Annotated in this window: 1 protein-coding gene; it reads right to left on the reverse strand. The window is 46.3% G+C overall.

Annotation, left to right across the window (positions count from 1 at the left end):
- Window positions 1–203, reverse strand: a 203-nt coding sequence (locus LKE08_RS00500; RefSeq protein ID WP_324702232.1) for a hypothetical protein, incomplete at both ends; no start/stop codon positions are given.

The following is a 203-nucleotide window of genomic DNA, read 5'->3' on the forward strand; positions in this document are numbered from 1 at the left end:
CGGATCAGGGCGAAAAAGTCATCGACGGGGAAATCGAGGCTCAAAATACTGTCAATTTCATCGACAAAAATGACGATGTTATCGTCGGGTATCGTCGCCAGCAAGATGTCCGAAATGAAATAGCTCAACCGCTGCAAAAATGAAATGTTGTCCGCTTCTTTCCACCAGGTTTTTAAGTTGAACTCCCGGGAGAGTCGGAATCC

This window comes from Lyngbya sp. CCY1209 (assembly GCF_035615495.1).
Lineage (GTDB): Bacteria > Cyanobacteriota > Cyanobacteriia > Cyanobacteriales > Microcoleaceae > Limnospira.